This window comes from Sulfitobacter sp. PS-8MA (genome assembly GCF_040933935.1).
Classification (GTDB): domain Bacteria; phylum Pseudomonadota; class Alphaproteobacteria; order Rhodobacterales; family Rhodobacteraceae; genus Sulfitobacter.
Genome location: NZ_JBFQYJ010000003.1, coordinates 20,795 through 46,084 on the forward strand (window position 1 = coordinate 20,795; position 25,290 = coordinate 46,084).

28 protein-coding genes are annotated in these 25,290 nt (G+C 58.5%); 5 read left to right on the top strand and 23 right to left on the bottom strand.

Annotated elements, in window-relative coordinates; all coding sequences use genetic code 11:
• Positions 1-768 precede the first annotated feature (768 nt).
• Positions 769-3,414 carry a TrlF family AAA-like ATPase gene (locus AB4M76_RS01185; protein WP_368440014.1) on the top strand — a complete coding sequence of 882 codons (2,646 nt, stop codon included), beginning with the start codon at positions 769-771 and terminating at the stop codon, positions 3,412-3,414.
• 218 nt (positions 3,415-3,632) lie between these two features.
• Here the strand turns inward: AB4M76_RS01185 and AB4M76_RS01190 are convergent, their stop codons facing one another.
• The 15 genes from AB4M76_RS01190 to AB4M76_RS01260 form a co-directional block, all read right to left on the bottom strand.
• Positions 3,633-4,709, bottom strand: a complete 1,077-nt coding sequence (locus AB4M76_RS01190; RefSeq protein WP_368440015.1) for a type IV secretion system protein — start codon at positions 4,707-4,709, stop codon at positions 3,633-3,635.
• Between the two features lie 12 nt (positions 4,710-4,721).
• A complete protein-coding gene (locus AB4M76_RS01195; protein WP_368440016.1) occupies positions 4,722-5,135 on the bottom strand; it encodes a hypothetical protein in 414 nt (137 codons plus the stop codon).
• Entirely contained in the window at positions 5,132-5,326 is a 195-nt protein-coding gene (locus tag AB4M76_RS01200) for a hypothetical protein (RefSeq protein ID WP_368440017.1), read from the bottom strand. The genes AB4M76_RS01195 and AB4M76_RS01200 overlap by 4 nt, the downstream gene beginning before the upstream one ends.
• On the bottom strand, positions 5,323-6,309 hold the full coding sequence (locus AB4M76_RS01205) for an ATPase, T2SS/T4P/T4SS family (RefSeq protein WP_368440018.1): 987 nt from the start codon (positions 6,307-6,309) through the stop codon (positions 5,323-5,325). The genes AB4M76_RS01200 and AB4M76_RS01205 overlap by 4 nt, the downstream gene beginning before the upstream one ends.
• 4 nt (positions 6,310-6,313) lie before the next feature.
• Entirely contained in the window at positions 6,314-7,693 is a 1,380-nt protein-coding gene (locus AB4M76_RS01210; protein WP_368440019.1) for a TrbI/VirB10 family protein, read from the bottom strand.
• Complete coding sequence (locus tag AB4M76_RS01215; RefSeq protein WP_368440095.1) at positions 7,690-8,385, bottom strand: TrbG/VirB9 family P-type conjugative transfer protein; 696 nt, start codon at positions 8,383-8,385, stop codon at positions 7,690-7,692. Before AB4M76_RS01215 ends, AB4M76_RS01210 begins: the two co-directional genes overlap by 4 nt.
• A gap of 2 nt (positions 8,386-8,387) precedes the next feature.
• Positions 8,388-9,044 (bottom strand): virB8 family protein, encoded by a 657-nt coding sequence (locus AB4M76_RS01220; RefSeq protein WP_368440020.1) that lies wholly within the window; start codon positions 9,042-9,044, stop codon positions 8,388-8,390.
• Positions 9,045-9,058: 14 nt separating this feature from the next.
• A complete protein-coding gene (locus tag AB4M76_RS01225; RefSeq protein ID WP_281843947.1) occupies positions 9,059-9,868 on the bottom strand; it encodes a type IV secretion system protein in 810 nt (269 codons plus the stop codon).
• The gene (locus AB4M76_RS01230; protein WP_368440021.1) at positions 9,868-11,022 is read right to left on the bottom strand and encodes a lytic transglycosylase domain-containing protein; all 1,155 of its coding nucleotides are present in this window, start codon (positions 11,020-11,022) and stop codon (positions 9,868-9,870) included. The genes AB4M76_RS01225 and AB4M76_RS01230 overlap by 1 nt, the downstream gene beginning before the upstream one ends.
• Positions 11,012-11,179, bottom strand: coding sequence for a hypothetical protein (locus tag AB4M76_RS01235; protein ID WP_162931912.1), 168 nt, complete (start codon positions 11,177-11,179; stop codon positions 11,012-11,014). The genes AB4M76_RS01230 and AB4M76_RS01235 overlap by 11 nt, the downstream gene beginning before the upstream one ends.
• Complete coding sequence (locus AB4M76_RS01240) at positions 11,176-13,551, bottom strand: type IV secretion system protein B4 (protein WP_368440022.1); 2,376 nt, start codon at positions 13,549-13,551, stop codon at positions 11,176-11,178. The genes AB4M76_RS01235 and AB4M76_RS01240 overlap by 4 nt, the downstream gene beginning before the upstream one ends.
• Positions 13,541-13,819: a type IV secretion system protein VirB3 gene (locus AB4M76_RS01245; protein WP_368440023.1), complete on the bottom strand. Its 279-nt coding sequence runs from the start codon at positions 13,817-13,819 to the stop codon at positions 13,541-13,543. Before AB4M76_RS01245 ends, AB4M76_RS01240 begins: the two co-directional genes overlap by 11 nt.
• Positions 13,812-14,096 (bottom strand): TrbC/VirB2 family protein, encoded by a 285-nt coding sequence (locus tag AB4M76_RS01250; protein WP_027246639.1) that lies wholly within the window; start codon positions 14,094-14,096, stop codon positions 13,812-13,814. Before AB4M76_RS01250 ends, AB4M76_RS01245 begins: the two co-directional genes overlap by 8 nt.
• Positions 14,097-14,203: 107 nt before the next feature.
• Positions 14,204-14,824: a lytic transglycosylase domain-containing protein gene (locus tag AB4M76_RS01255; protein ID WP_368440024.1), complete on the bottom strand. Its 621-nt coding sequence runs from the start codon at positions 14,822-14,824 to the stop codon at positions 14,204-14,206.
• Between the two features lie 43 nt (positions 14,825-14,867).
• Entirely contained in the window at positions 14,868-15,236 is a 369-nt protein-coding gene (locus AB4M76_RS01260) for a hypothetical protein (protein ID WP_368440025.1), read from the bottom strand.
• A gap of 143 nt (positions 15,237-15,379) precedes the next feature.
• Here AB4M76_RS01260 and AB4M76_RS01265 point away from each other — a divergent pair, with 143 nt between their 5' ends.
• A complete protein-coding gene (locus AB4M76_RS01265) occupies positions 15,380-15,700 on the top strand; it encodes a hypothetical protein (RefSeq protein WP_368440026.1) in 321 nt (106 codons plus the stop codon).
• Positions 15,701-15,804: 104 nt separating this feature from the next.
• Here the strand turns inward: AB4M76_RS01265 and AB4M76_RS01270 are convergent, their stop codons facing one another.
• Positions 15,805-16,812 carry an alpha/beta hydrolase family protein gene (locus AB4M76_RS01270; RefSeq protein ID WP_368440027.1) on the bottom strand — a complete coding sequence of 336 codons (1,008 nt, stop codon included), beginning with the start codon at positions 16,810-16,812 and terminating at the stop codon, positions 15,805-15,807.
• Complete coding sequence (locus tag AB4M76_RS01275) at positions 16,802-18,451, bottom strand: RcgA family putative transporter (RefSeq protein WP_368440028.1); 1,650 nt, start codon at positions 18,449-18,451, stop codon at positions 16,802-16,804. The genes AB4M76_RS01270 and AB4M76_RS01275 overlap by 11 nt, the downstream gene beginning before the upstream one ends.
• 164 nt (positions 18,452-18,615) lie before the next feature.
• Here AB4M76_RS01275 and AB4M76_RS01280 point away from each other — a divergent pair, with 164 nt between their 5' ends.
• Positions 18,616-18,891: a hypothetical protein gene (locus AB4M76_RS01280; protein WP_368440029.1), complete on the top strand. Its 276-nt coding sequence runs from the start codon at positions 18,616-18,618 to the stop codon at positions 18,889-18,891.
• Between the two features lie 481 nt (positions 18,892-19,372).
• Here AB4M76_RS01280 and AB4M76_RS01285 read toward each other — a convergent pair whose 3' ends face one another.
• The 4 genes from AB4M76_RS01285 to AB4M76_RS01300 are packed head-to-tail and all read right to left on the bottom strand — an operon-like array spanning position 19,373 to position 22,414.
• Positions 19,373-19,975 carry a plasmid pRiA4b ORF-3 family protein gene (locus tag AB4M76_RS01285; RefSeq protein WP_368440030.1) on the bottom strand — a complete coding sequence of 201 codons (603 nt, stop codon included), beginning with the start codon at positions 19,973-19,975 and terminating at the stop codon, positions 19,373-19,375.
• Entirely contained in the window at positions 19,972-21,612 is a 1,641-nt protein-coding gene (locus AB4M76_RS01290; RefSeq protein ID WP_368440031.1) for an IS66 family transposase, read from the bottom strand. Before AB4M76_RS01290 ends, AB4M76_RS01285 begins: the two co-directional genes overlap by 4 nt.
• A gap of 59 nt (positions 21,613-21,671) precedes the next feature.
• Positions 21,672-22,022, bottom strand: coding sequence for an IS66 family insertion sequence element accessory protein TnpB (tnpB, locus tag AB4M76_RS01295; protein ID WP_072630505.1), 351 nt, complete (start codon positions 22,020-22,022; stop codon positions 21,672-21,674).
• Positions 22,019-22,414: a transposase gene (locus AB4M76_RS01300; RefSeq protein ID WP_009827085.1), complete on the bottom strand. Its 396-nt coding sequence runs from the start codon at positions 22,412-22,414 to the stop codon at positions 22,019-22,021. Before AB4M76_RS01300 ends, tnpB begins: the two co-directional genes overlap by 4 nt.
• A gap of 151 nt (positions 22,415-22,565) precedes the next feature.
• Here AB4M76_RS01300 and AB4M76_RS01305 point away from each other — a divergent pair, with 151 nt between their 5' ends.
• The gene (locus tag AB4M76_RS01305) at positions 22,566-22,892 is read left to right on the top strand and encodes a hypothetical protein (RefSeq protein WP_368440032.1); all 327 of its coding nucleotides are present in this window, start codon (positions 22,566-22,568) and stop codon (positions 22,890-22,892) included.
• Positions 22,893-22,973: 81 nt separating this feature from the next.
• On the opposite strand, the gene rpsU is transcribed toward AB4M76_RS01305, so the two are convergent.
• Both rpsU and AB4M76_RS01315 read right to left on the bottom strand, forming a co-directional pair.
• Complete coding sequence (gene rpsU, locus AB4M76_RS01310; RefSeq protein ID WP_368440096.1) at positions 22,974-23,180, bottom strand: 30S ribosomal protein S21; 207 nt, start codon at positions 23,178-23,180, stop codon at positions 22,974-22,976.
• Between the two features lie 116 nt (positions 23,181-23,296).
• Positions 23,297-24,043: a class I SAM-dependent methyltransferase gene (locus tag AB4M76_RS01315; RefSeq protein ID WP_368440033.1), complete on the bottom strand. Its 747-nt coding sequence runs from the start codon at positions 24,041-24,043 to the stop codon at positions 23,297-23,299.
• A gap of 125 nt (positions 24,044-24,168) precedes the next feature.
• Here AB4M76_RS01315 and AB4M76_RS01320 point away from each other — a divergent pair, with 125 nt between their 5' ends.
• A complete protein-coding gene (locus AB4M76_RS01320) occupies positions 24,169-25,287 on the top strand; it encodes an ABC transporter substrate-binding protein (RefSeq protein ID WP_368440034.1) in 1,119 nt (372 codons plus the stop codon).
• Positions 25,288-25,290 lie beyond the last annotated feature (3 nt).

The window sequence follows — 25,290 nt, forward strand, 5'->3', positions numbered from 1 at the left end:
TCGTGGGCGGGAAGCACACATGCGGCGATGCCGCGTTGCTTCCGCAGCATCGTTACAACGCGGACATTCGTGGGAGCATCAAATCAACAAACCAATAAAGGAGAGCATTCATGGCACTTAAACCAGGACCGAAGCCGATAGCAAAATCAACCGGGAAACCGGATCAGCGACGCCGTGACAACAAAACCACACCAGGGAACACACCGTCCCTCAAACCTAGCAAATCTAGCAAGCCCCCCGCAAAAAAATGAAAGAGGGTTCTCGTTAATTCGCCCTTCTAACCTCGCAGGCCGATCACTTCCACGTAGGATGGCGGGTCTCGGGACGGAAAGGCCGGTTAATTCTGACTAAGTCTGAACCTTAACGGTCGCAGCCGTTTGGGCATAAGACCGCAAAGCGCTGAGAGCAGTCCCGCGCGTCTGGCGCAGCATCGCGCCGAACTCTCAAACGCAGGGCGGAAAGCGGCCTCATGGCGCCGCGGCATTGCAGCCGCAGCCTAACCGTGAGACCAGCCATTCAGATTGATGGCCGCTGGCAACGGATTCATGACCACCTAACGGGTATAACGTCGACTTCCCCTAAGGGCCTGCAACACAATTGCAGCGACCGTTCGGACGTAGTCGCGCTTGCACCCTACGGCAAGTCACACTGCCGCCGCCCGCGCGCCGTTCTGGCCAACCGCGGGCCAGTCAGCGCCTAACTTTACAGAGACCCGCATTGCGTGGTCTCATTGGGAAGAAAAACTAATTGATCACAGGGATGTAGCGAATGAGTGAGGCACTTCAGAAACTCTTCGAGCATGGCACGAAGTGGGTAAGGGCAGATTTCCACCTGCACACTCGAGCGGATAAGGAATTTCGTTATGACGGCGACGCTGACCGTTTCGTCGCCAGCTATGTCGAGGCGCTTGAAGCTAACGGAACACGCCTTGCCGTCATCACCAATCACAACAAATTTGACTTGGAAGAATTCAAGGCTCTGCGCAAGAGGGCGCGCAAATTCGGTATCGGTGTGCTCCCCGGCGTGGAACTATCCGTCAAGGACGGCGCAAACGGCGTTCACACACTCGTGGTATTTTCCGAAGCTTGGTTGGCCGATGGTCAGGATTACATCAACCAATTTCTTGGCGTAGCGTTTGCTGGGAAGGTTCCCGCGCAATACGAGCAGGAAAACGGACGTAGCAATGATGACCTGATCGAGACGCTCAGAAAACTGGAATCCTACAACCGCGACTTCTTCATTATCTTCGCGCATGTCGAGGCCAATAGTGGCCTGTGGAAGGAGTTAAGCGGCGGGCGAATGGGCGAACTTGCCGCTGAGCCGCTCATTCAAAAATATGCCCTTGGCTTCCAGAAGGTCCGCACCCATGACAAGCAGGATGGCGTTTGCCGCACGAAGGTCAAGGGCTGGTGGGGCGATCACTATCCAGCCGAAGTGGAAGGCTCTGATGCAAAAGAAATTTCTGAAATCGGCAAAGGTAAGAAGGTTTACCTGAAGCTTGGCGATGTTGGTTTCGATGCGGTGAAATTTGCCCTGACGGATCATGCTTTCCGCGTTGCGCCGGATATACCGTCCATAGGCCATTCCCACATCAACGCCGTTCGCTTTGAAGGCGGGTTGCTGGATGGTAGGCGTGTTACCTTCTCTCCGCATCTGAATTGTCTGATTGGCATTCAGGGCAGCGGAAAATCTTCTATCCTGGAAAGCGTGCGCTACGCACTTGATATCCCCTTTGGCGAAAAGGCACAGGACAAGGAATATAAGGATAAGCTCCTGCCCCATGTTCTGAAAAGCGGCGGCAAGGTAATTGTCGAAGCGACCGATCGGCATGGCGGTCGCTATGAGGTAAGGCGCATCTGGGGGCATTTGCCGGATGTTTATGTCGATGGCGTGCTGCGCCCCGGTGTCTCCATTAAGGAGACGATCATCGCCAAGCCGCTTTACTTCGGGCAGAAGGACCTCTCCGCTGCTGGAAAGGGCTTTGGGCACGATCTTGTCGAAAAGCTCATGGGCGATAGCCTAAAGGGTGTGCGGCAAAAGATCGAGGAACGCGCGGGCGAACTAAAGTCGGCTATAGAGAGCTTCAATTCTGTCCGCGGCGATGCGGAGGACAAGCAAGCGCTGGAAGATGAACTCAAGGATGTTGAATTCAACCTGGAGCAATTCGACAAGCATGGCATCAAGGACAAGCTTGAAAAGCAATTGGCCTATAGCGAGGACCTGACCTACTGTCAGGGTATTGACGAGACGGCTGCGGCCTGGCGCAAGACGATTGATGATGCTGCAACCCAGGCCGAAGAAGATTTCAAGCTGATAGAAGTTCATGCCTCCGATCAAAATGCTGATTTCTTCACGCGCTACGCAGCCAAGGTGGAAGAGCTAAAAGGCACGGTTGGGACAGCCAAGGCTCTTGCTGCCACCATCAAGACCAAGTCCGGCGATCTGGATGAACTGCGCCAAGAGCTTGAAGGCGTGCGCGACGGCCTAAAGGAAGAATTTGCCGAGACCGAGCGGGAACTGGTCAAAGCGTTGGACGAACAGGGCGTTACCTCGATCCAGCCGGATGCCTATATCAAGCTTACGCAGCGCAAGCAGGAGCTTGAAGCTGAAATCGCCGAGCTGGCCAAGCGGACGGGAAAGGAAAAAACAAGGCTCGAAGCCGTCCTGATCGCCATGACATCGCTGAATGATGCCTGGCACGATGAATTCAAGTTAATCGCGGCGGCGCTGAAAATCATCAACGAATCGCAAGGATCATTGAGAGTAAATGCAGCGTTCAAGGGAGACCGCAACGCCTTCACGACCCATATCGACGGGTTACTTCGAGGCAATAATCTTCGCAGGGAATATTATAATGCACTTGCAGAGGCTTACTCCGATTTTGGCGAGATTTTCAAAGACCTCGAAAAGGCTTGTGCTCACGCGAAGGGAAAAAGCGAGGACTTCAAAAAGCTCTTCATAGCAAATCTCTACGCACTCATCTCTTATCAGGTGCCCAACAGCTATGCGGTGACGTATCACGGCAAAGCACTTCTGTCGCATTCTCTTGGTCAGCGCGCCTCCGCGATGATGCTCTTCCTGCTTAGCCAGAAGGGGAATGATCTTCTGCTCATCGACCAGCCGGAAGATGATCTTGATAGCCAGACCGTCTACGAGGAGGTGGTCAAGCTGCTTCGGCGGATCAAGCCAAACCAGCAATTCATCTTCGCGACACATAACGCGAATTTTCCGGTGCTTGGCGATGCCGAGACCATCACCACATGCAGCGCCAGCGATGATGACATCGCCATATCGGTTGGCAATATCGACGATAAGTCCTGTCAGTCCAACGTCATTTCCATCATGGAGGGCGGCCCGGAGGCATTTGAGCGCCGCAAGACAATCTATCAAATCTGGAAAGCCCGTGCCGTCTGACCATATCTAAAAGAACACGAAACGCTTCACCACTCTACTCTCGGCTACATTCGCCTCCGGTTTTTACTGCACTCGGCTGTGAGCCGCCACTTCGGAGGCCCGAATGCAGCGCTGGCACACTTGGCTTTCCCGACTACGCTGCACACCGCCATAGATGATCGGTTCGGTGTAGCCGCAGCACAGCGAAAGTGAACTCGATGAACGGCCGGACTGGGCCGTCACCGTCGTCCAAGCCGTCCCAGTCTCGCAAGCTGCGCCAGCATTTTTGATCCCGAGTCTGCGGATCCTGTGCCGCCTCCGGAACCCGTCTGCCCCATGCCTTGCCGCACTGGCATTTGCTGCACGCCCAAGAACTGCCGCGCCCTGAGGGCTGCGTATTCTGCGCCACTGGCCCCGCCGATGAGGTAGCGATTGTAGGCCTGCTGGCTTCCCATGGCGGCGCGGGCAAAGCTGTAGCCGCCGCCGAGACCTCCGGAGAGGGCGGGCATCATGATGTTGCCGGAGATCGCGCGGACGATGAAGGGCGTGGCGATAATGAAGCCCTTGGCCATGAGCACCATCATAAAGAAGGGTATGAGCGCGCCGATGTTGGAAGCCCCTTCCGGATCACCCAACTCGCCTATGAGAGCCGAGGCCACCCCGGTGATGGTCGCGAAGACCCCTGCGACCACGATAGGGTAGATCGCGAAGGAGATAAGCGCGGATAACCAGCGCGCGAAATAATCCTTGGTCACCTCGAAGAGGGTCAGGAAAATCATCACCGGGGCGATCCCGATCAGAAGCGCGATCATCAGTCGGGAGGCCACGAGGATGAAGGCGGCCAGTCCGCCGAGGATCGAGAGCAGAAGCACACCGACGATGTCGAGCATGGCGCCAGCCATCCAGTTCAGCTCGGACCCGGCGGCATTCAGGTAATCGCCGAGCTCGGCGATCAGCCGGTCGAATTCTTCAGCGAAAGTTCCAGAAGGCCCCGGGCTGCCGCCGCCGACGGAGGCCACGAGCGCGCCCGCGATACTGTCGATCCCATAGAGAATGGCAGACGAGAAGGCGTTGAACTGCATCCAATTGGTCGCGAATATCCCGATGAGCCCGATCTTGACCGCGAGCCAGAAGGCTGTGTGCCCATCCATGGCCCGATATTGATAGATCATGTTGATGCCGACGAGGATCACCACCAGCGTTGTCCCCAAAACCAGGAGCGTGCCGACCGTTGCCGCAACCGCACCAAACTGGGTTTCGGCAGCGGTGTCGAGATAGGCTTGGGAGGTTTCAACGAAGTAGGTGACGACACTCATCGCGGGGCTGCCTTACCAACTACCTGCGGCGTCGCAGATGGCCTTGGCGGCAGTTCGGGCGGCGTTGGCGCGGCGGTTATAGCCATCCGAGGCTTCGAGCATTTCCCATCGTTCGTCGCTCGCGTAGCTCTCCCGAAACACGGCCTCGGCAGCGTCCCAGGACGGGAACCGAGTCGCGCAGTCGCAGTTGCCGATCTCGACGACCCGCTCGAGATTCTGGGCGCGATAGATGTCCTGAACCAGAACCCGCTGATAGGCTTGGCGGAGCGGGATTTCCTGCATCCAGACGGGCTCGGCGGGCCGGTCCGGACAGACGTCAAAGCTGCGATCGAGGGTTGGCACTAGGTTGCGCTCGGCAACGGCGAAGGCGGGCGTCAGGCCCAGGACCAACGCGGTCAATACGAGGGTACAGCCCGCCTGCCTCATGTCGTGGCTCCGGTGGCTATGGTTTCACGCTTCAGGAAGACGGTGTGCCCGATATTGGCGAATTCCGAGGAGCTGATCGACACCACCTCCCACCCGTCTGCGCCCTTCTGGTTCAGGCAGGTTCGCATGTCGGCAAGGCTGGTCTTACGAGTCATGGGAAAGGACAGGATATCGTATTCAAAGGTCTTCATGGGGAAGTTCCAATCTCAGTTGCGCCGGGCAGGTAGAATTCGGTGATGCCGCGTTTGCCGTCGTGGCGACCGGCCTGGATGATCACGTCGATGGAGTTCTCGATGTATTGGGTCATGTCGGCATAGGTCATCGGGATTTCGGTCTTGAGCGCCGCGATCGCGAGTCGCTGCACTGCAAGTTGCGGAGTTTCGGCGTGCAGCGTGGTCATGGAGCCGCCATGGCCGGTGTTGATGGCTTCAAGGAAGGTCATGGCCTCCTTGCCGCGCACCTCGCCGAGGATGATCCGGTCGGGGCGCAAGCGCAGTGTCGCGGTGAGCAGCACATCGGCGGTCTGGAATTCCGCGTCACGATTGGCGATGAGGGTCACGGCATTGGGCTGGGTCGGTAGAAGCTCGGCGGCTTCCTCGATGGTGACGATGCGTTCCTCGGATGGCACGTGCGAGAGGATCTTGCGCGCAGCCACGGTCTTGCCAGTGGAGGTGCCCCCGGAAACGATCATGTTAAGCTTGTTGTCGACGCAGAAGGCGAGGGCATCGTCGATCACACCAGCAGCCACGACTTCGCGCAGTTCGCGGGTTCTCTCGAGGCGGAGTTCTTCAAGCTTGCGTTCCTTGCCGTAAAGGAAATCCAGCGCGATCCCGTCGAGCGGCAGGCTCGAGAAAAAACGCAGGCTGATCGACATCGCCGAGAGCACGGCAGGTGGGGTGATGACTTGAGCCCGGATCGGTCGCCCCTTGTAGGTGATCGATACCGAGATGATCGGGCGGTCCTTGCTCATCGTGGTGTTGGCGGAGGAGGCGATCTGGTTGCCGAGATCTTTCACTTCTGTTGCGTTCAGCTTCTGGTCCAGCTTTCGCATGAAGTGATCGCCCTGGAATTCTCCCCAGCAGGTCCCGTCGGGATTGATGCAGATCTCGATGACATCGTCGCGGGCGGCGGCGTCGATCCGATCAAGCGAGGTCTGGAGATAGCTCAGCGACATGGGCTCAGAAAATCTCCAGATCGCGGTCGACCATGACTGTGACGCGGGCACCCTGGTCGACATAGATAACGGGGCCGATGGAGAGATAGTCGCCAATCACGCTGTCCGTGGCATCGGCAAGATCATCGCCCACGTCTTCGAGCACGTCCGCGGTGGTCTCATCCTGGACGTTTGCAGCAGCAGCGCTTGGCGCGGCGGAGATCAGCGATATCAACGCCGCTGAGCCGAAACGCTCATCGAAGCGCGTGTCGACAAAGCCGGTCACGCCGGAGCGGCCCAATTCGTCACCCCCGAAAGAGCTGATCTGGATCGTCTGGTTGTTGGGCAGGATGATCCGGTCCCAGGCGATGGTGACCCGGCGCTGCGCGATATCGACGCCAGAGCGATAGCGCCCGATGAGACGGGACCCGCGCGGGATCAGGAGACGAGAGCCGTCGACGCTGTAGACATCTTCGGAAACAACGGCCCGGGTCTGGCCGGGCAGGGAGCTGTCGAGCGCGGTTTCCATGACGGCCTGGATCATGGTGCCCTGGATGATCGTGTTGGAGGGATTGGCGATGACTTCTGCCTGTGTCACCGAAGTGGGCAGCGCGCCGTTCAGAACGAAATCCGTCACTTCGCCAAAAGTCCGCTCGGCTAACGCCGTCTCATTGGCGCCCGAAGTGCCGCCAAAGGCGATGGTGGGCGAGGTGATGCGGCGTTCCTGAAACGCCCGTTCCTCGGCCGCGCGGCGTTCAAGTTCCGCGAGCCGTCGTGCTTCTTCCTCGCGGCGGAGCCGTTCTTCTTCCCGCGCGCGCAACTCGTCCTCGGTGGGCCCGATGGGTGCGGGGAGGGGGCGGTTGGCCTCGAGTTGGGCCAGTTCCAGATCCATGCGGAGTTGCTCAAGGCTGCGATCCCGCGCCGTCAGTTCATCCTGGAATCGTTGCTGTGCGGCTTCCGAGGCGGCTTGGAGCGCAGCGATCTGGGCGGTCAGCGCATCGATCGCTTCGGCGGCAGCGGTATCTTCTTCGACCACCGGTTCGGGCGTGTTGCGCAACTCCTCGATCTGGGCCTGAAGGGCGGCGAGTTGCGCCAAAAGCTCGGCGTTCGGTTCCACCGGATCGGGTGCGACGAACACAACCTTGGGCTCGGGCGGGGGCAAGGTCTCGATGGCGCCGAACCCGTCGCCTTCGTTCTGGAACACGTCCGGCGTGGCCGTGGGAAGGGCTTCCTCTTCCTCGGGTTGGGACATGAGATAGAGCAACGCACCGCCCGCGCCGATCACGAGGACGACGACCAAAGCGAGCAGCGGTGAGCGCCGTGGGGCAGGGGGCGAACCAGCGCCCTTACCTTGTTCTAGAGCAGCGAGGCGTTTCTCGAGGTCTGCGTTTCCAGTATCGCTCATGATCCCACCCCCGCAGGTGGTGTGGCCTCGATGCAGACCACCTCCTCCCCGATCCGCAGCACCCATTGTCGGTTCACGCCTGAAACCCGGATCACGCCGTCCTCGGTGGCTTGCGTGTTGACCGTGCGCTCTCGGCCATTGGCGTAGCGGAAGATCGCAGGCACCGGCGCGTTCCGCGGAAATTCGAAATACGTAAACGTCCCGTCATCCCAGACACGGGTGGGGGTGACCTCGGTCCGCGCGCTGGCACCGTAATTATAGTTCGGCGCTTGGGCCGCGATGGCACGTGTGGGCCGCGTATTGTCTTCGGGGTAGCGGAACTGGACCACGTAAAAGGTCGGACTGCGGGTCTCCTGGACGTTAAAGTAATAACTGCGCCTGTTCGTGTAGACGGTCACATTGGTATGCACCCCGCGCGCCACCGGCTTGATCGCGAAGGCCTGACCGCCGGGTACGCCGTCGATCTCGAAGCCTTCCGTGTCGCCCGCAATGATCGAGCGGATGCTCTCGCCTTCCCCGAACTCGACCGTGGTCACATGGGTGAGCGACACGCTGAGGCGGTAGACCTGACCTTCTTGATATGTTGCCAGCCGCACCCGATTGTCATTGGGCCCGCCACGCGGGATGGCTTCGGCGAAAGCAAAGCCGGGCAACAGGGCAATCAGCAATATGAAAAGTCGAGCAGGGAACAAATTCAATTCTCCAATCTGTCGGAGCGGATGGAATACTCGAGGACCGTGAAGCCGAAGGGGTTGGTCCAGACCTCATCGATGGAGCGGCGGGTCTCGGGGCGGAACTCGAAGAGAAGCGTGGCGGTGAAAAGCCCGGTTTGGACGCCGTTGATAGATGTCAGGCGCTTGCGCAGGCGGACCGTCGCGCGGTTGGTTCCGATCCGGTTGATGCTGAGGATCTCCACGTCGAGCCGCGCATTGGGGCCATAGACCGTCGGCGGGTAGTTCTCATTGGCGCTGTTCCAGATCTGGCGCAGCTCGCTCTCGGCCGCCCCGTCCGAGCGGCGCAGGACGTTGCGGATGCGCAGATCGTTGTCGAGCTGGTTGTAGACCTCCCGGTCGGTCACATAGCGGAACACCTCCGCCTCGATGATCGCCTGGTTGGCGGTCACCGAGGAGGCGCCGACCGAGGCTTCGGGGAGTGCAAAGCCGGTGGCGGGATCATAGGGAACAACGACGGGGGGCGGGTCGACATCGAGGATCGAGACCGCCGCGGCGCTCAGACAGCCGATGACACCGAAGACAAGGCCCGTCAGGCCAAGGCGTTGCCAGAGCCGTTCGCGGCGCAAGGCACCGTAGACCAGTTCTTCCTCGATGATTTCTTGTTCACTCGCCACCATTCATGCCCCCACGATTACTCGGCCCGAAGGTCCGGCAAGGTGAAATCCATGAAGCGCTGTTCTTCGGCGATTGTGGCGGCATCAATCACGCCGCCTGTGCCGTCACCCACGGTTTGCACGGCCTCAAGCTGCCACATGGCGACGAGGGCAATTGCCAGCTCCGCCGTCACCCGCGTGTTGAGGTCGATACTTTCCTTCAGTTCGTCCATGTCATCGATCAGCCCGACCAACCGGTCGACGCGTTCCAGCGATTGGCCCGCGTCCTCGTAGCTGTTCTGGGCAGCGGCCGAGACGAGCGCGCCGGTTGTGGCCTGCGTCGCCACGCGGTTGGCCCCGGGATTTCCGCTGGTGGCCATTTCCGTGAGGGTATCGTCATCAAAGCCGAGATCGGCCAGCACCCGGTCCATCTGTGTTTCGATCTCGCCCGCGCCGGAGCCCGACAGGCCAGAGAAGTCTCCGGTCTTGATCGCCTCAATCGTGGCGATGATATCGCCGAACTCCTGGTCGAGCAGGCCGTTCAGCTCGTCCTCCATCTCGGTGCGGATAATCTCGGGAAGTTCGGCAAGGCGGGTAAGTGCTTCATAGGTTCTTTGCAGCTCCGCGAGTTGGTCCGTGAGTGTCGCAAGCTGTTCGCGGAGCTGCGTCAGCTGTTCGTTTTGTAGGATCTCGTCTTCGATCATCTGCCGGAGCTGCTGGATGTTTTGCGCGATGTTCTGGGTGTCGACGACGGGCACACCTTGCGCCAGGGCAAGGGAGAGGGTTCCCAAGTGTAGGCCAATCCCAAGTGTCGTGGCTAAGGCCGTTCTCAAGAGTAAATCTCTCATCAGTCTATCTCCCTGATCGTGAATTCCATGAACGCGCCCTCGGCCATGCGGGCGCTGGCCTGTGCCAGCTCTTCGGCCGAGAGTACGCGGGTCCGCGCCGCCTGTAGCCGGATGCGGGCCGCGACGAGACGCACGAGTTCGGCGCGGGCATAGGTGTTGAGCGCGACGCTTTCCTGCACGTCTTCCGTCGCGGAAATCCGCGTGACGATGTCTTGGATACGCAGGGCAGCTTGCCTGATCGCGGCGGGCGAGTTGTTGCTATAGAAAGCCGCGCCATGCCCGGTCATCGAGAGGTTAGCATTGGCCAGCAGAGCGGGGTCGATCGTCCCAAGCGCTTCGATCCCGCCGATGCGGCTTAGGTAGAGATTGTAGCGTTCGGGGATGACCTGGACGTAGTGCTGGGTCTCGGCAAAGGGCGGCACGCCACCATATTCGAACACTCGGCCGGGTCCCGCGTTATAGGCCGCGAGCGCATTGATGATATTGCCGTCGAAGGTGTTGAGCTGTGTCGCGAGATAGCGTGCACCGCCATGCACCTGAAGGTAGGGGCTGTCAAAGTATTCCGGGTTGATGCCCAGATCGCTGGCCGTGCCCGGCATGATCTGGGTGAGGCCATAGGCGCCAACGGGAGACCGTGCCCCAATCGTAAACCGGCTTTCCTGCCAGATCAGCGCTTGCAGCAGCGCGCGCCATTGGACGGGGGAGAGCCCTGCGCGGCCAACACCCGCAAAGCCGCTGGTTTCCTGGGCGACGCGGATGATGAGCTGCTCGATGTTCTCGGCGGCGTCGCCGAACATCTGCGCACCGCCGGGATTGGGGTCGATGTCGGCATTGCCATAGACCGCCTCGACTGACCGGGCCGGATCCCCGCTGCCGCTTTCCAGCCCCGAGACCATAGCCGGCAGGCCCTGACCGCCGAAGCTGGTCTGGGCATCAAGGATGCGTTGCAGGGTTTCCAGCTGCTCCCGGTCGATCTCGGCAATGAGTTCGCGCACGGCAAGCTTGTCCGCCTGAACGGCCAAGTCAGCCTCGCGGTCGCCGGTCTCGACGATGTCTCGCGCGGTCAGCCCACTGTCGTTGGTCGGCACGCCTTGGGCGAAGCCGAGACCGGGCAGCAGGCAAAACGCGAGGATATGAGGCAGGCTAGACTTCAATGTCGCCCTCCGGGGTGCCAAGGGGCGTGAAGTCACAATCAGGCGCGACGGGTGCCGTGGACGCAAGGAAGGTGAAGCAGTTCGCCTGCGGCTCCCGGTACTGGGTGCAGGAGGCCAGTGCGCCGAGCGCGGTGAGAAGAAACAGGGTACGGATCATGAAAGCCTCCAGAAGTCCGAGCGGTCGCGGTAATCGGCGCCGACAAGCGCTTCTCCCTTTTCCATTCCGCCAAGGATCGTGAGATTGGGCCCAAGGGCGCTCAGATCGGCATCGACGACGATCGAGCCCTGATCGTCGCGGATCAGTGCGAGGCGGCTATTGCTGCCGGTGTTGAGAAGGACGTCGAGCTCCTTCTCCGTGAGGTTCAGCATGGCGTAGTCCGCAGGCTGCGCGCGAATATTGGGCAGCAGGACCTGCGTCGGAACGGCTTCGACGATGGTCTTGCCGGTCCGGGTGCGCTCGAGCTGGCTTGCGTATTGCGTCATCATCACGGCAACCGTGTTCTGCTTGCGCGCTGTCACCAGCCAGTTCGACAGCCGCTCGGCGAAATATGCGTTGTCGAGCGCCTTCCAGGCCTCGTCGATCACGATGATGGTGGGGCGGCGGTCCTCGATCTCGCGCTCGACCCGGCGGAAAAGATAGGACAGGACCGCCATCCGTTCCTTGTCGGCCTCGCTGTCGAGAATGCCGGTCAGATCGAAGCCCACCACATCGCCTTTGAGCGAGAACGTGTCCTCGAGGCTCTGCCCGAAGATCCAGCCATAGCGGCCGTCTTCGGTCCACTCGAGCAGGCGCTGGTGCAGATCGCCGCCATCATCGGTGGACACAAAAAGCGACGCGAAATCCCGCCAGTTCCGCAGGGCCGGATTGGTGGCCTGGGCATTCTGGCGCACGACCTCCTGGATGCGGTTGGTCTGCGCCGGTGTGAGCGGCTTGTCAGCGCGGTAAAGAAGCGTAGCAAGCCAGTCCGAGAGCCAGGCGGTGCCGCGCGCATCGGTCTCGGTCCAGAGCGGGTTGAGGCCCGTGGGCTGACCGGCGTTCAGGGACGCGTAGCGCCCGCCATTGGCGCGCACCGCCATCTCCATGCCAAGACGGTAATCGAAAACGAAGATCCGGGCGCCCACGCGACGGGCCTGGGTCATCAGGAAGGCCGAGAGCACCGATTTGCCCGACCCGGGCCGCCCCATGATCAGGGTGTGCCCGCTGGTGGGTTCTTTGTCGGGCGCGCCCTGCTCGTGATAGGAAAACCGGTAGGCGCTTTGCTCCGGCGTGGGCAGATAGGTGACGACCCGGCCCCAGGGGGTAAGTGCTGCAGGTTTGCCGAGCTGTGTCCGGTGGAAGGCCGCAAAATCCGCGAAGTTGCGATTGGTGACGGCGCTGGCACGCACGCGCTTGGGCTGGTTGCCGGGGTGCTGGCTGAGGTAATGCGCCTTGGCCGCGACCCGCTCGCCAATCATCTTCACGCCTTCGGTTGCGGCGGCGTTCACGATCTCGGCGCTGAGGGTTTGCAGTTCTTCGAGCGTGTCGCAAAAGAGCGTCACGACCATGTGATGCTCGCCGAAGCTTTGGCGCTTGGCCTCGAGATCATCGGCGGCGATGTCGAGGGCTTCCAGGAGCGAGAGGGCTGCGTCCTGGCTGGCCTGCATCTGGCGCTTTTGTCGCTTGATGCGGCCCGCCATGAGGTTCGAATTGATCGGCGTGAAGGAGTGCGTCACGATCATGTCGACCGGCAGGTTCAGCATGTCGAACATGGTGCAGGAGGTGCCTTCCGAGTATTCTCCGATGGTGAAGCTCTTGCCGTAGCGGTGGCCCACGACGCCCTCGGAAAGCTCGAAATGATCGCCATGAAACGTCACGCGGGTATTGGCGACGTTGACGGACAAAAAGCCGTAGGTGTTTGCAGGGTAGAGCGGCAGCTCGGTGCCCGTGTTCAGCGCGCCCAGAAACCCCACCAATTCCCCCGATGCAGCCGACAGCAGGCGCGGTTTGAGCTCTGCGAGGCCCGAGAGGAAGACGTTCACGGCCTCGCCGAGGCGCTGCAGGCGCTTGCGGGTCTCCTCCCTCAACCTGTCCGGCGCGCTGTGGCTGAGGAAAGGCAGGAGACTTTTCGGGGGCGGGCGGTGAATGACGGTGAGTGTCAGTGTTTTGTCGCGCAGCCCGCTGGTCTCGAGTTTCGCGCGCCAGCGCCGGTCCACCTCGCCCGCGAAGCTGTCCTCACGGATGGGGTCGAGATCAGGTTTGATGGCCTTGGAGACCTTGTGGACGTAATAGCTGAATTCTGGCCCGAGTTGCGCGACGATGCGAGCAAAAAGCGTCGTCACCTTGTCGAGATAGGCATCGTCCGTCGTGTAGCTGTTGATCCCCTCAAGGCGAATGCACCGGAAGAGTTCGTTCACCCGGGTCCGCACGGTCTGGTCGTCGACGAGGCTCACATAGGGTAGCATATGCGCAAGCCGGGTCTCGCGCGCATACCAGTCTGGCGTCATTGTGCGGGCATCGAGCGCAGCATCACGGGCGTCATCACGGGGCATAGCTGTCCCCGCCATGGATGGGCCTGTTGCGCGTGGGCGGTGTCTCCTGCAGGGCTGTCATCATCACGTCGATGAAACGCGGGTCCCAATCTGCGGCCTTCCAAAGCACCGGGTAGAGCAGGGCCGCGACAACCAGTACCGCGATGTGCTGGACCCAGACGAACAAGAGCACCGAACCGAAGAGCCAGACCATCGCATACATGATGGGCAGGCCCAGAAGCTTGGGCGGGCGCACGAGGCCGAGGAAGAGAGGCGCGCGCTCAGCCACCGGCGAAGACCGCGGCAACGATGGTGGGGGCAGCCGCAACACCGGCGATCCCGACGAGGACCCAGAGCGCCTGGCGCAGATCGATGATGTTGAAGAACCAGCTCAAGAAAACGCCAAGGACCGCGAGTGTGGCGATCACGACGCCGAGCGGGCCGGTCAGCGCATCGACAATGCCCTGCAACAAGCTTTGGATCGGGGAGAGATCGATGCTTTGGGCAAGGGCGGGCTCGGCAATGAGCAGGAATAGCGCCAGTGAGGCGACAAAGAGGTTTGAAATCCAACTTGTTTGGAAAAAGCGGTATCGCCAATGCACTGCCGCGCTGCGCGCTCTCGTGACCCTGCCGATAAGTGTTTTGAGGAATGATTTCCAAAAAGGTTGGGACATCATGAACTTGATCCTTCCAATCGGGCCACTACGGCCATGACGCGGGCCACGTGGTTCTGGGTTTCTCGGTAGGGGGGAATGCCGCCATACTGGCGCACGGCGTCGGGTCCGGCGTTGTAGGCGGCCAGCGCCAGGCGCGGATCGCCGAACGTCTCGAGCATCATCGCGAGGTAGCGGGCGGAACCGTCGAGGTTCTGCATCGGGTCCTCCGGATTGACGTCGAGATCACGCGCGGTTGCTGGCATCAGTTGACCTAGACCAATGGCGCCGGCCGTTGAGATCGCATCCTGCCGGTAGGCGCTCTCAACCTCGATGTTGGCCCGGTAGAGAGCCAGCCAATCCCTCACGGAGAGCTCTGCGCGGCGCAAACCAGGATGATTGGCATAGCGCAGGGCCGTTGCCTCGATGCCCAAGAGAACGTCTGCGCGGGGCAGGGGTGCTGGCTGGGCGAGTGTCGCAAACTGCAGCGCGTCAGGATTGGGCGCTGCTTCAGTCTCACCAAGAATGGCCAAACCATCGGACGCCGATCCCTGACCAACGCCGTCATTGTAGTTCCGGGCAAAACCGCTCTGAGACCGGGATGGGGTCAGAGAGCCGTCGCTCTCCATGACCAGGACCATTTGAGCTGAGGCAGGTGCTGCGACCAGCCAGAGACAGACGAGGTTAGTTGTCAGCGTCCTTGTCTGATGGCGCTTGGTCTGACGGGGCGAGTTTGTGCGTGCGACTTGTACCCGCCTCAAGCGGCAGGTCGACATGCGCAAAGCCAAGGCCAATGAAGAAAGACACCACGCCGGAGATCGTCTTGAACTCGCGGATCTTGATATCGTTGTAGGTCGTCCGCGTGCGGGCGGTGACGAGGAGCTTTTCCACCCCGTCATCAGAGACAACGCGCATGATCCAGACCCCGTAATAGCTGGGGCCTTTCTTATGTGCCGACTCCTGGCACAGGATTTCTGCGCTATAGCCGCTTTCCACGAGTTCGCGGAACCTAGCTTCCGTAACCACATTTGGTGCTTCTATGTCCCAGTTCATGGCCCGGCTCACGCTTTCTCCAAAGACGCAACACCCGAGCACTCCTACTTGATGCCTAGGGTTACGATAGTATACTAATGACCGCAATAGTGTATTATAATTTTCGCGGTATACCTTGATCACGACACCTTTAGGCACGTAACATGCACTCGTTCAAGGATTTAAACGGCTTTGGCTACCTTCGGTTGCGCATCCTACCTTTGATGCGCACATTCGTTCTGCTGTCGCTCGTCGGTTGTCCGGCGCTCGCCGGTCCATGCATCCCCCCGCCTCGGCCATTTGTTCCAAGAGATCCGAAGGTTGCCACGGAATTTATGGACATCCTCCGTCAAGACTTCGAGCGCTACTTCCGTGACGTACAGGTTTATTTTCGCTGTCTCGACGAGGAGCGTGCTCGCGCCTTTGAGGAAGCGCGCGAAGTTGGCGAGGAATATGGGCGCTTCTTGGATTCGCTTCACCGATAACTTCGGGCGAAACTTTTTGTCCCAGTCGCGCGGGTTCCGAATCCGATAACTGGACTACGAGCGCAATTCAGCCGAGAACCCGCTCCAGTCCCGTCGTCAGCGGCTTAGGGGCCGGGTTTCAGCAAGCGAGCCACGCTTCGGCCCGCCGACACAATGTAGGGCGGCATGGACAGCGAATAGTGGCCGCAATTCAGTTTCAATATGCTGGGCGCGGCCCCGGCGTGCTTCAGCCCTTGAATCAGCCTATCAGAATGTTCTGGCAACACCACTTTGTCTCTCTTGGCCAACACCACCTGTACCTCGAGACTGTCCCGCGATAGACGATGCGCATGTTTCGCTAGATCAAGTGGACCCCATGCCCTTCTGAGATCGTCCAATTCGATCGCGGGCTTGATGCTTTCGCAAATCGTTCGCGTTGCGCGCCCGGTCCACACCATGTCAGCAAGACTTCCAGCCGTCAGGAATAGCGCAGCTTTTGAAACAGTTTTGTCGTTGGCGGCAATCAACCCGGCAACCCAAGAGCCCAGACTCATTCCGAGTACAGAAATCTCTTTATAACCTTGCCCCTTCAGCCATCTAATGAGCTTTCGGCCATCCCATACCGCCTGTCTCACGGATTGAACCGTCCGTCCGAGATTCGGGCTTAGCATGTAGTCGGCATAATCGGCGCCGGGACGGCTACGTTCGAAGTGATACGGCAGTGCCATCTCGACTACCGTAATCCCCCGCCGGGCGAAAAAGTTCGCCATCTGTTGATACCGCGCGCTTGCATTCCAATGGTGAAACACAACCAAAGCTTGGTCGAATGACCTGCTTTCTGTTACTTTCGCCCAAACGACATTGTTCTCTGCGACGTCAGTAGAAATCCCTGAAGGAAACTTGACCCACTCTCCTTCGCGTTCGACGACCAAGTTGTTGTTACCCGGTTCATCGAAATAGGTTGGGACCTCGACAGCCTGTTCTGCAAGTTTACAAAAGGCCTCGATACCTGCCGGCTGCCCGGAACCAGGGAAGGCAAGTTCAGTGTCCAGAGCGAAGTCGGTCGGCCTCTTTACTTCGTCCCCGCGCTCTGCTCGTCGCTCATCCCAACGGTCAAGCCAGCTATGATACACTTTGTTTTTCTCCTTGGTCAGTCGCCCGCCATGTATCGATGCTTGGATAAACCAGGCCGTAGATTGCTGACAGCAGCCCGATGCACAGCAAGATCGAGAAACCGGAGATCGCACCGATCAGCACGTAGGCGATGACCAGCAGGGCGACGAGCGCCAACATGATTCCGAATTCTCTCTGATTTCGACCATGTCCAATGTCCCCTTGCTGACGCAACGCGGCGTGGACTCGAATAAGCCCATATAGAAACACAGTGCAGGTCGCCAATACGATCAGCAGGCTGCTATAGTTCGTCGGCATGCTATATTCGAGCCAGTCGCTTGCCTTCTCATGATTTCCCAAGACTGACAGGAAATCGCTAGCCAACCAACCTGCTATTGTCGACTCACTTGTTAGCATAAAAGTGCTTTGGAGCTTCATGCATATGGCAATCAAGAGTCCGAGAATACCGCACCGAAAAATCCCACGCATGATTTTGAGATCGAGCTGATTGGACTGGCGCTGGTATTTTCCATCTGCCCAAGGTTCAGAGTCCTTAGGTCCAAGCTCCCAAGAATCGTACGCTATTGTGAAGAGCAAAATGAGCCCTGCAAAGAAGAGATAAAATACCACACCCATGTAGAGATAGGCGAACCCGGTGAACGTGACCGCCTCCGGTATCGAAATGACGTGCGGGCGCTCAATTGCCATCCGAGCCCATTCCACCGGGTAGTTGCCGGTATCGCGGGTCAGTAATGGGCCTAAACACCTATCGATCCACTGAAGAACCGTAGCTATAGGTAAACAAACAAGAAAGGCCGCCCAATACGTCACCGAAAAGGTCGCGACTTTTCGCACCCACATGTCGTCATTCGCGATTCCTTCACCTTCAGGACTTAACAGTGACCGCCTTGTACCCCTCCAAAAGACCACTAAGTCGCGCACGAATACAAAGTATAGCGGCATGAGCACCATGAAGAGGAGTGTCCAGTTCGGTGCCCATAAGTACCCAACCTGCTTAATCACACCATTCGTCTGCGGAAAAACAATACTATGAATGCCCAAAAAATAAGAGGAAAACCCAAGGGCCACGGACCCTGCGAACACCGCCGCCGACAAATCCAAAGGGGATCCCCGGTTGAACACGGCCTCCGTTGTTCTCGCCAAGCTAAATCCCCGACTCGGCGAGATAACCTCACCTTTGTGCGCCAGCGGTGACGGAACCACGGTATCAACGTCGATTGCCGCGTTCTGAACCGTATCTGGAGGACTATGCGCATCGTGGCCGTCTGACCCCGCACGCAGCGCTCGCCTCCTGGCTGACAATCGTGCCCGGGCCGCACTTAGTTCCGTCTGCCACTCGCTGGTCGCCTTCGGATCATCACACCCAAACACCCTTGCCAGCCATCGAATGTTCTCGGTGCTGATTCCTTTCTCGTTGTCTTGGTACCAAAGCTGCACCGTTCGCAGCTCGATCCCGGACTGGTTGGCTTCGATCTGAGTGATTGCGGTGGCAAGAAGCTCGGGTGTCCACGGCCCCAAGGGTATCCCATCTTTGTCAATAGGCCGACCCGCTCCGGCCGCGCTCAACCGTCTGAACAACTCCTTAAAGTCACTTCCGTCATCCAACGGAGGAACAAAGTATTTTCCATTCTTTATCATGGACGTACCGTTGTTCGTTTCGTTCTATTTCGCTGGCGTTCGCTTCGTATCGTGAATTCGCGGCTCACGACAGTGCAACTACAGGCAGTGTGATTCGATCGCCGTCTAATGGGCCAGAGAAGGTCTGACGTGATCGAAATCCTGCTTGGTCGTGGGAAACTGGAATGAAGAAAGCGGTGAGACTGTTGAAAGAAGAAGCGGAGCCCATAGCCCGATTGTTTGGAAATGATCGGGAGCGCACGGTTGGATGGGTATACCTGTGGAATTCCTCTGAGTTGTCGGTGCTCTGGCTGGACGAGCAGGTACCTGCCGGTTTTATCGAGCCGCCGCTTCATCCCGAAGTGCTGGCAGAGGCAAAATCGTCGACACCAGTGAAAGTGATCGATTACCTCGAAGCGCTTTCGAGTGGCGGCGAGCATACCCAAATTAGCAGGCCTTAATAGTCATCGGAGCAGGTCTTTCAAAAATATACTATTGGCGTAATGAATATAAAATATCTAGAGAGACCGTCAACCTGCCAAAACTTTAGGAGAGTATTCATGCCCAAAGCTCTTACTCGTTTCGTCGTCCTTGTCGCTCTTGGCTCCACGCCTTTCTTCGGAACGGCCGAGCGGGTTAGGGCGCAAACCTATCCGATTGATTGCGCGATTCTCCTCTGTCTTTCAGGGGGTTGGCCCGCATCAGCGCCATGCTCACGCGCCCGCGCGGAATTCATTCGAAGAATAACACCTTGGCCAGTAGAACCTCCGTTGCAGATATGGCGTTGTCCGATGAGAGCATCCCATGAACTCAATGGCACTGGTCAAAATGGCGGCCGTATCTTCGACATTTTGTTCGATAGACCGCGTCATCAGCTGCTCCAGACGATTACCGTTGCCCGATCGTAAGCATTCGGCGAAGGCCGTGGGCGCGCCGTATTGATCAGAGGCGTTTGGGTGCGGCTTTTGGTTTGCGCGGTTTCGGGGCCCATTTCTTTGCAAGACGCTCGAAGTTATCGAGGATGCGGCCGATCTCTGCCTCATCCGGGTCGAACTGCCCCCCATACCATTCCAGCATCTGGCTGTGTTCTTCGTGCTTGGGGTCGGCTATGGCATCGAGGAAGTCAGCGTAGCCGGAGAAGCCACCCACATCCTCCGGAGGGCAAGCACCGATAGCCCTGACAAGGCGTGGATATGCGGCGCCCGCGATAGAGCCATCGATTTTCTCGATCTTGATCACGTGGTGCCAGTTGTCGCCAAAGTCATAGATGTAATGGATGGTCTTGGTTCCCAAATCTTCGATCACGTCAAGCAGGCTGGTTTTGCTGGCGGGCATCGGGCCATCGTAAAAACCATCTGGGTCTGGCACGCCCCAGCCGCTGCCACCGGCTCTGAACTCATACAAGTGACTGTCAGTCCATCCCATGGCAGCCTGGATCACATCATGCAGGCGGTTCAGCTTGATCTTGAGGGGCACATCAAAGCGTCGAAGCACCTGAGGCTCGACATCGGACAATGTGACCTTGATGCGCGCGACCAGCGTCATGCAGCAATCCTCTTCAATCCCATGGCGGCCTTCCAATTCCAGGGTAACAGCTCTGGCAAGCGTGACACAGGCATCTCGGGCAGTCGCGCCAAGACGTCTGCCATCCATGCCTGCGGGTCGATGTCGTTCATCTTTGCTGTGACAATGAGGGTATACATGAAGGCTGCCCTGTCGCCACCGCGTTCAGACCCTGCAAAAAGCCATGACTTTCTGCCCAATGCGATCCCTCTGAGCGCCCGTTCGGCGGCATTGTTCGTGAGGCAGAGACGCCCGTCATCAAGGAATGCGGTGAAGGCCTCCCAGCGACCTGTGCCCTCGAGCATGTAGTTGATCGCCTTGGCAACTGGGTTGTGCTTTGACATCCGAGCCCGCTCGGCCTGCATCCAATCATGCAGATCATTGACCATCGGCGCTACCCACTGCTGGCGAGCTTCACGACGCGCTGCATCTGACAGGCCGGTGATGTTACGCTCGGCCGCAAAGATCGCATCGATCCGCGTCACAGCGTCCAGCGCGATGGGCGAGATTTCTTTTGCTACCTTTTTACCCTTGCGGGCTATGGCCTTGATGTCGGCCAGTTCAAAGAACTTGCGCCTTGAGTGGCTCCAACACAGCGCACTACGGACCGGGCCCGGGCTACGATCTGCGAGATACAAATCATTGTAGCCGCCATAGACGTCCGACTGAAGAACACCGTGCCATTCGGCCAGATGCCGTGTCGGGTGTTCTTTCCGGCGATCTGTTGAGAAGTGGAAGAGTGCGGTAGGTGGCGCACCCCCACCCCACGGTCGATCGTCGCGCACATAGGTCCACAGTCGCGCCGTTTTTGCGCCACCACGCGCCAGTAGCGGCACGGTGGTATCGTCACCATGCAAACGGCCAGCATCCAGCACGTGGCGCGCGATTAACGCATGAATGGGGGTCAGCGCCACACAGGTATGGCCGATCAGATCAGCCAAGGTGGACAGGCTCAGATCAATCCCCTCCCGTGCAATGCGCTCGGATTGCCGGTTCAAAGGTTGATGTTGTCCATACTTGTCGAAGGCGATCATCGCGATCAGTTGCGGCCCTGCCCAACCGCGCGGAATGGCGTGGAACGGGGCCGGCGGTTGGCTGATCTTCTCGCAAGCTCGGCAAGTGAATTTCTCGCGGACCGTTTGGATCACCTTCCACTGGCGGGGGATCACCTCCAGCGTCTCGGTGACATCTTCACCCATCTTTACGATCCGGTCCGAGCCACAGCAGGTGCAGGCGGCAGGTGCTTCGACGACAACCCGCTCGCGAGGCAAATGATCGGGGAACGGTTTGCGCACGGGCTTGCGTCGCGTGAAGACACGCACGGCGCTGGCCTTGTCCGCAGCCTGTTCAGCCGCCAGCGCATCCTCGGTTGCGGCCGCTTCCAATTCCTCAAGCTGCAATTCCAGCTGATCAATCAGCCGCGTGCGACGCTCGGAGGTGATGCCATATTTGTCACGCCGAAGCTTGGCGATCTCCAGCTTCAATTCTTGGATCATTGCGTCTGTGCAGGAGGCCAGAGCGCGAGCCTGCGCCAATTCGGTTTCCGCAGCCTGCGCACGGGCGGTCTGCGCGGCAAGTGCAGCGCTTAATCTGGCAATTTCGGAAGCGGCGTCGGACATGGCAAATATTTACCACAGAAGCCGCTAAATACCAATAAAAACAGGCGCTTCAGCGCAAATTATCCAGCCGCTTTGGGCCTTTGCGTCCAGCGTGGGTTACGCCAATCGATCCCCTCGAGAAGATAGCCCAACTGCGCCGCAGATATCGCAACAGCCGTCCCGTCTTGGCTCACCGGCCAGATGAACTTCCCCGCCTCAAGACGCTTCAAATATAACGACATGCCCACCCCGTCATGCCAGAGCAGCTTCACCAGGTCACCCTTTCGACCTCTGAAGCAAAAGATCTCGCCCGCATGCGGATCACGCCCAAGCCCCTGTTGCACTGTCAGCGCCAAAGTATTCATGCCTCGGCGCATATCCGTCACACCACCTGCAATCCACACCTTCGTTCCAGCCGGAAACGCGATCATGACCGCACCATCAAGCCGTTAAGCAGCTGCGCAGCAGCTTCCATGTCAAAACCTGACGGGATCGCCACACGACACCGCTTTCCGAGATCAATAGTCATGACAGGAGCTTGCGGCGCTGGCGCAGTGTCAGTGCCATCAGAAGCATCTTCGATCTTCATAACGCGCAAAAATTGCGGGCCAGAACCAAGCAATCCATTCTTATGGCGATAACGCCAATCATAAAGCTGAGACCGCGATACCTCATGGCGTCGTGCTACCTCCGCCACTGTCACGCCGTCGCCAAAGCTTTCCTCAACGATACGGATTTTTTCGTCATCAGACCAACGGCGGCGACGGCCGGTATCAGAGACTGACAAAACTTGAATGCGGGGGGTGTCTTCGTGTGCGTCCATAGGGACACTCGATAAACGATCTCACAGCTCAGCAGCCAGACGGCCCTCGGCGAAGGTTTACGCCCGATCTCAGGAAGTCGGCCTATCACCGACAGGCGTGTTCCCGGCGGAAAGGGTTGAAACGGGTGATAGGAGCAATGAATTTTTTATTATGCTTGGTCAAAATCGCGCCGACATCGACATCAGCGGTCCGGAGTTTAACTTCGTGCGCTCGATACGAATCTTTGATGTGCGGAACGCTCGACAATATGAGGCAGGCAGCGAGGGGGACTGCGAGCGGAGCGCGGTCGTTGTACTTGGAACTTATGGCGTTCAAGGAGACTTCTCTTGGCAGCGTTCATCGATCGGAACCTTGCCGAAAGATCATGTGGGGCTGGAGAGGTGGGGCGACAATTGTCCGAGCATCCGCCACCGTTCGGTATTCGTCGAGTGGCGGGATTACGAGGGCAAATATGGCTACGAGCAGGTCAACTACTGAGCCCAGTCGGGAAAAAGCCATTTGTTTTAGATGGGAACTCACGCCGAAGGGCAATTTTCTGAGTGATGTGTATCGGTAGACCTACACCCCGCCTTCTCGCTCCAAGCGCTTGCGCGCCGCTTTGCGAGTCCGGCGGATCGCTTCGGCTTGTTGGCGAACTTTCTTCTCAGAAGCCTTTTTGAAGTGCTGCTTGAGCTTCATTTCGCGGAAAACGCCTTCACGTTGAAGCTTTTTCTTTAAAACCCGAAGAGCCTGATCGACATTATTATCGCGGACACTGACCTGCATATGGATAACACCATTATTCATGAACGAGAAATTACTAGAGAACAGGACCATGTTGGTTGCAAGAGCAATTTGTGTATCGAAATGCCTGTGAGACAAGCGCTCGTCCTTCCCTCCGCTTAAACCTTTGCGCTGATAGCATACCGATGCTCACTGTGACGGATCAAAGACCTGCGCCAGCCGAGCTGTCGTGCTTGTGCGCGATGTATTTTACTAAGATCGGTATCGATGCGAATATCCGTAAAGCCTGCCTCGGCCAACAGGAAAGCAACTTGCTCCGCCCGAGCGCCTTGGGCGAAATGAACTTGCGACAGAATTTCTTGATGACGAGAATTCATGTTCTGGGACCGACGTGGAGAGAGCCGAGCCAAGGTGCGCGCAACCCAGCTACGGGTGACGAAATCGCCATCGACCAACAGCAGCTGTCCGCCCGGACCCAAAACGCGCTTCCATTCTGCGAAGGCTGCAGCTGGATCGACGAGGGTCCATACAAGATGGCGGGATACGATCACATCGAAACTTGCATCGGGCAGCATGGTACGCTCCGCGTCAGCCTGCATAAAAACTGCGGCCGGAACTTTGGCGCGGGCGCGCTCGAGCATGGGCTCGGACCAATCGAGACCTGTTACCGCATAACCAAGATCGTGGCACAGGCGCGCAATCTCTCCTGTTCCAGACGCTAGATCGAGCAGTCGGCGTCCCGTGGCAGATCCGAGATGTTTTTGGACGAGCGCCTGCCAAGCTGCTTGTTCTTCACCTTGCCCAATCTTGTGGCCTGGCTCGGCGTCGAAAGTGGCGGCACGATCCGACCAGTAGTCGCGGATCTCATCGCGTAGATCACGGTTGCTGCCAAGCGGTTGGGTCATAGGTCTGCTCCAAGACGTGTCGATTACCTCCATGTTAAAGGCGACAATTTTTGTCAATATTAAAACTTGACTATTTAAGTCGGAATTAATAGGCGGTGGGCCAGTTCAAACATAAAGGTCTTCTGATGTCCCTTCGCTACACCTTGAGCGCCGGTGCGCTGTGTCTTTTCTCCGCTCCTGCCTTTGCAGACCCGATCACCATAACGGATATTGCAGGGCGAGAAGTCACACTCGAAGCACCTGTGGAGCGGGTAATTCTCGGCGAAGGGCGCCAAATTTTCTTTGCGGCCGTATTGGACGGCGAAGATCCATTCCAACGCGTGGTGGGGTGGCGGGACGATTTCCGTGAAGCCGCGCCCGAGAGCTATGACGCCTATGCTGAAAAATTTCCCGAGATCGCTGATATTCCGACCTTCGGCGGCTTCAAGGATGGCACATTGGATATTGAACAGGCCGTATCCCTGACCCCTGACGTGATGATCATGAACCTCGAAGCCAAGGCGGCTACCGATGAGGCAGGCTATGAGGAAAAGCTCGCCAAGGTCGGCATCCCTATCGTCTATGTTGATTTCCGCGAAAAGCCGTCTGAACACACCGCAAAGTCAATGGAAATCATCGGTAAATTGTTTGGCGAAGAAGAGCGTGCCGATGACTTCAACGACTTCTATCAAGAGCAGATCGCCCGTGTCACAGATGTGATCGATGCGCAGAACGATCTGGAGCGTCCTTTGGTATTTGTCGAACGGGCAGGGGGCTACTCCGAGGATTGCTGCATGTCATTCGGCAGCGGCAACTTCGGTCGCATGGTCGAACTGGCGGGTGGGGAAAACATGGCTGCCCCGTTCATCCCCGGGACATTTGGTACGGTGAACGCGGAGCAGGTGATCGCCTCCAACCCCGATCAAATCGTAGTCACCGGCGGCAATTGGGAGGCCTACGTACCCGGTGGGGCATGGGTTGGTGTCGGGCCAGGCTCGGACGAAGCGCAGGCCCGTGCGAAGTTGCAGGCTTTGATGGAGCGTCCCGCCTTTACCGGTGTTAAGGCCGTCGAGGCAGGCGAGGTTCACGCGATTTGGCATCAGTTTTACAATTCGCCCTATAGCTTTGTCGCCGTCCAACGGCTGGCGACATGGTTGCACCCGGAGTTGTTTGCCGACCTCGACGCGGAGGCAACGCTTAAGGAACTTCACGAGCGGTTCCTGCCCGTCGATTACCGTCCTGGATATTGGGTTTCACTGAAGTAATCA